At 71.8% G+C, this 4,804-nt stretch carries 5 protein-coding genes; all 5 read right to left on the reverse strand.

Annotation, left to right across the window (positions count from 1 at the left end; translation table 11 throughout):
• Positions 1-496 (reverse strand): hypothetical protein (locus M3N57_08970; GenBank protein ID MDP9022810.1); only part of this gene is annotated, 496 nt, incomplete at its 3' end.
• 160 nt (positions 497-656) lie between these two features.
• Positions 657-1,379, reverse strand: coding sequence for an orotidine-5'-phosphate decarboxylase (gene pyrF, locus M3N57_08975; protein MDP9022811.1), 723 nt, complete (start codon positions 1,377-1,379; stop codon positions 657-659).
• 2 nt (positions 1,380-1,381) lie between these two features.
• Complete coding sequence (locus tag M3N57_08980; protein MDP9022812.1) at positions 1,382-2,371, reverse strand: dihydroorotate dehydrogenase; 990 nt, start codon at positions 2,369-2,371, stop codon at positions 1,382-1,384.
• Positions 2,368-3,318 carry a dihydroorotate dehydrogenase electron transfer subunit gene (locus tag M3N57_08985; GenBank protein MDP9022813.1) on the reverse strand — a complete coding sequence of 317 codons (951 nt, stop codon included), beginning with the start codon at positions 3,316-3,318 and terminating at the stop codon, positions 2,368-2,370. The genes M3N57_08980 and M3N57_08985 overlap by 4 nt, the downstream gene beginning before the upstream one ends.
• On the reverse strand, positions 3,315-4,804 hold a 1,490-nt coding region (gene carB / locus M3N57_08990; GenBank protein MDP9022814.1), incomplete at its 5' end, for a carbamoyl-phosphate synthase large subunit. The genes M3N57_08985 and carB, both read right to left, overlap by 4 nt.

The raw sequence follows: 4,804 nt of genomic DNA on the forward strand, positions 1-4,804 counted from the left end.
CGGCGTTCCCGGGCCCGGACCCGGCGGGCGCCAGCCAGCTCATCGGCCGCGGCGTCCACCGCCCACAGCAGCTGATCAGGGTCGAAACCGTCGATGTCATCGACCGACGCGCCGATGCGCCCGTCCAACACGCCGCGGTCTTCGACCGGCAGGTCCCGGGCACGCGCGACGATGCGGCGCACCGCGACCACGACAGGCGCCCGTCGTTGAACAGCCCTGCGGTCACCGGCAGGTGGCGCAGCACCTGGCTGGCGGTGATCAACACCCACCGCTCAGCCCCCGTCAGATGGTGGGCGGCCGCCAGGCGTAGATCCAACGGCAACCCCTCCACCTGCTCGACCACCCCCGACGCGTGCAGTTCGCCCACCAGCTCCACGATCGCCGCGTCCAGATGGTTGCGCTCATCCAACAGGCGCCCCAACTCGCCCAGCGCCTGCACCCCCCGCGCGACCGTGGCCTGACCCACCCGCTCGCGGTCCTCGGTTGCTACAGCCATCACCATCTCCCTACCCAACCCTGTGACCGAACCCTGTGACCGAACCTGTGTTCGAGTCGAACGCTACCAACCGCCTGCGACAATCAGCCTCGACGTCCAACCGAACCTGGGGATAGTCGACGGACCTGCGGTTGTTTCGCCGGCGGTAACGACCTGACCGTCAGCGCGACCAGTTGAGGGTGGCGAGGATCGCCCGCGCGGCAGCGGCCGGGTCGGGGGAGCCGGTGATGGGGCGACCGACCACCAGGTGGGTGGCTCCGGCCGCCAGGGCTTCGGCCGGTGTCGCCGCCCGTGCGTGCTCATCGGTTGCGGTCCCCGACGGACGCACCCCGGGGGTCACCACCACCGAGTCGGATCCCACCGCGGCCCGCACGCCCCGCACGTCCCACGGCGCACAGACCACGCCCGGTGCACCGGCGGCGACCGCTTGCGCGGCCAGGTGCGGCACCTGAACGGCGGCGGGCGGGACGTTCATCGCAGACAGATCCTCGTCGGAGAGGCTGGTCAGCACGGTGACGGCCAGGACCATCGGCGCCGGGGAAGCCGTGGGGGCGCCGGCCGCCATCCCCTCGACCGCCGCGGCGACCATCGCGGCGCCTCCACCGGCGTGCACGGTCAGCATCGCCACGCCCAGTGTGGCGTAGGTGCGTGCCGCGCGAGCAACCACGCTGGGGATGTCATGCAGCTTGAGGTCGAGGAAGACCGGGGCGTACTTGCCCAGCTCCCGGACCGCCACTGGGCCGTGCGCCCCGAACAGCGCGTGGCCGACCTTGATGTGGCCGGCCACGCCGTCGAGCGCACGCGCGACCGCGATCGCCTCGGCGAGGTCGTCGGTGTCGACCGCGACGATCAGGGGGTTGGCCGGGTGGCCTGCACCCGTCACCGTCACGGTCCGGTGTCGAGGGCACCGCGCAGCTGGCGCACCGCGGCGATCCCGCGCGCGTCGCACCACCGGGTCAGGTCCTGGAGGATCGACAAGGCCGCGAACGGGTCGGTGAAGTTCGCGGTCCCGACCGCGACGGCGTCGGCGCCGGCGAGCATCAGCTCCACAGCGTCCTCGACGCTGGCGACGCCTCCCATCCCGATGATCGGCACGTCCGGGAGCGCCTGACGGACCTGCCAGATCGCGCGGACCGCGATCGGCCGGATCGCCGGTCCCGACAGGCCACCGACGGTGTTGGCGAGCTTCGGGCGTCGGGTGTCGACGTCGATGGCCATGCCCAGCAGCGTGTTGATCAGCGACACTCCGGTCGCCCCGGCGTCGACCACTGCCCGGGCGATGCCTGTGATGTCGGTGACGTCGGGGGTGAGCTTGGCGAACACCGGGACGTCGGCCTCGCGGCGCACCGCGTCGATGACGGTCGCCGACGAGTCGGCCCTGCACGCGAAGACGATGTTGCGATCCTCGACGTTGGGGCAGGAGATGTTCACCTCCAGCGCGACCACCCCGCCCTGGCGCCGCATCCGGCGGGCGAGGTGGCGGTACTCGTCGACCGTCTTCCCCGCGATCGACACGACCACCGGGACGCCGCGCTGCTGCAGCCACGGCAGGTCCTTGGCGATCCACCGCTCGATCCCCGGGTTCTGCAACCCGATCGCGTTGAGCATCCCCGACGCTGTCTCCGCCATCCGGGGCGTGGGAAGGCCCTCGCGTGGTTCCACCGTGATCGATTTCCCGATCACGGCGCCCAGGCGGTTGACGTCGTAGAAGCGGTCGATCTCGCGTCCGCTGGCGAAGCACCCCGATGCAGCCAAGATCGGGTTGGCCAGCCGGAGCCTGCCCAGCTCGACGGCGAGGTCGACGGTGCCCCGCGCGTCGTCGTCACCACGCCGACGTCGCGTGACCACCACGTCGGAGTGCGACTGGCGGCTCACCGGCGGTCCTCCTCCGCGGACCGTGCGGTCGCGACCTGCGGGGCCGGCGCGCCGACGTTGGGCAGGAACTCCTCGTCGACCGGGGCCGGCACCCAACGGCTCTCGTCCCACGCCACCCGCGCCCCGTTAAAAACCGGCCCGTCGACGCAAGAGCGCTTCATCCGCACACGGCCATCCTTGCCGCGGAGCGGGACGACGCAGGTCCAGCAGACCCCGGTGGCGCACGCCATGTGCTCCTCCACGGCGACCTGGCAGGGCAGACGGAGCTCGCCGCACACCCGCGCGACCTCACGCAGCATCGGCATCGGGCCGCAGGCGTACACCACACCGGTGCCACCATCGCGTGCCACGTCCGGGAGTGCATCGGTGACCCGGCCGCGGATCCCGTACGACCCGTCGTCGGTGGTGAACGTGACGTTGGCGCTGGTGCGTTTGGCCTCGATCGCGTTGAAGATCCGCTCGCCGGTCGCGGCCCCGAGCAGCATGGCGACCCGCTGGCCCTCGGCGCGCAACCGCTCGGCGAGGAAGAACAGCGGGGCGGCTCCGTACCCACCGCCGACCAGCAGGCACGGCACCCGCTGCGCGGGGACGGGGAAGACGTTGCCGAGCGGACCGACCACGTCGAGGACCTCGTGGGGTGCGCGCTCAGCGAGCCACGCCGTCCCGGGCCCGTGCGGGTCGAGGATGAACTCGACCGTCCCCACCCACGGCCCCTGACGTGATGTGCGGTAGATCGAGAACGGTCGGCGCAGCAGCGCCCCGCGGCACTCGACCGCGACGTTGACGAACTGGCCCGGCAGCGCCCGTTCGGCGATCTGCGGCGCGGCGACCGTCAGCGAGACGTAGGCACCCTCCGGGCGGCGCCCCACGACCTCGCACACCGCACGCACCGGCCCGTCGGGGCGCCCGAAGACCGTCTGGGCGCGCGGCCGTAGGTGCGCACTCACGTCCCGGCTCCCAGGCGGGCGTGGTAGTCCTGCAGCGGGCGGACCACGAGCGGACCGGCCTGCAGCGACTCGATCCCCTGGATCGCGGCCAGGATCCCCGACATCGTCGTGATGCACGGCACGCCGTGGGTCACCGCCGCGGTCCGGATCAGGTAGCCGTCACCGCGCGGTCCGATCCCGTAGGGCGTGTTGAGGATCAGATCCACCACGCCGTCGCCGATCAGGTCGACCACATGGGGACCCGCGCCCGCCTCGGAGACCTTCCGCACCACGCGGGCGGGGACACCAGCACGCTGGAGCACCTCAGCGGTGCCGTCGGTGGCGACCACCTCGAACCCGAGATCGACCAGACGCTTGACCGGGAACACGATCGCGCGCTTGTCGCGGTTGGCGACCGAGACGAACACGGTCCCGCCGGTGGGCAGCACCATCGTCCCGGTCCCCGCCTGCGACTTGGCGAAGGCCGCCCCGAACGAGTCGTCGATGCCCATCACCTCACCTGTGGAGCGCATCTCGGGACCCAGGAGTGCATCCACCCCGGGGAAACGGTCGAACGGCAGCACCGCCTCCTTCACCGCGATGTGCGCGAGCTCCAGGCCGGTCGTGGCGTCGACTGGCGGGACCACCCCGGCGTCGCGCAGGTCCGCGAGGCGGTCGCCGGCCATCACCCGCGCGGCGATCTTCGCCAACGGCACACCGGTCGCCTTCGACACGAACGGCACGGTCCTCGACGCGCGCGGGTTGGCCTCGATCACGTACATCACGTCGTCTTTGAGGGCCAGCTGGACGTTGACGAGGCCCACCACCCCCAGACCGCGGGCGATGCCCGCGATGTACTCGCGGACCGTGGCGAGGTGGCTGCGGCTCAGCGTGTACGGGGGGATGACGCATGCCGAGTCCCCGGAGTGGATCCCGGCCTCCTCGATGTGCTCGAGGACCCCGCCGACGTACAACTCTTCGCCGTCGAACACCGCGTCGACATCGAGCTCGATGGCGTCCTCGAGGAAGCGGTCCACGAGGATCGCCGGGCCTGCCGGCGAGCCGCCGTGGTCGACGTCGGAGGCAGCCAGCGCTGAGGCGAGGTAGCGCTCCAGCATCTCTTCGTTGTAGACGATCTCCATCGCCCGTCCACCGAGCACGTACGAGGGGCGAACCAGCACCGGGTAGCCGATCGAGCCGGCCACCGCCCGGGCCTCGTCGAACGAGCGGGCCACCCCACCGGCCGGCATCGGGATGCCCAGCCGGCGCATCAGATCCCCGAACCGGCCGCGGTCCTCGGCCATGTCGATCGCGTCGGGAGGGGTGCCCAGGATCTTCACCCCCGCGCGCTCCAGCGCGCCGGCGAGCTTCAACGGGGTTTGCCCACCGAACGCCACCAACACACCGACCGGCGACTCGCGGTCGCACACGCCCAGCACGTCCTCGAACGTCAGCGGCTCGAAGTACAGCCGGTCGGCGGTGTCGTAGTCGGTCGAGACGGTCTCGG

The organism is Actinomycetota bacterium (assembly GCA_030776725.1).
Classification (GTDB): Bacteria; Actinomycetota; Nitriliruptoria; order Nitriliruptorales; family JAHWKO01; genus JAHWKW01.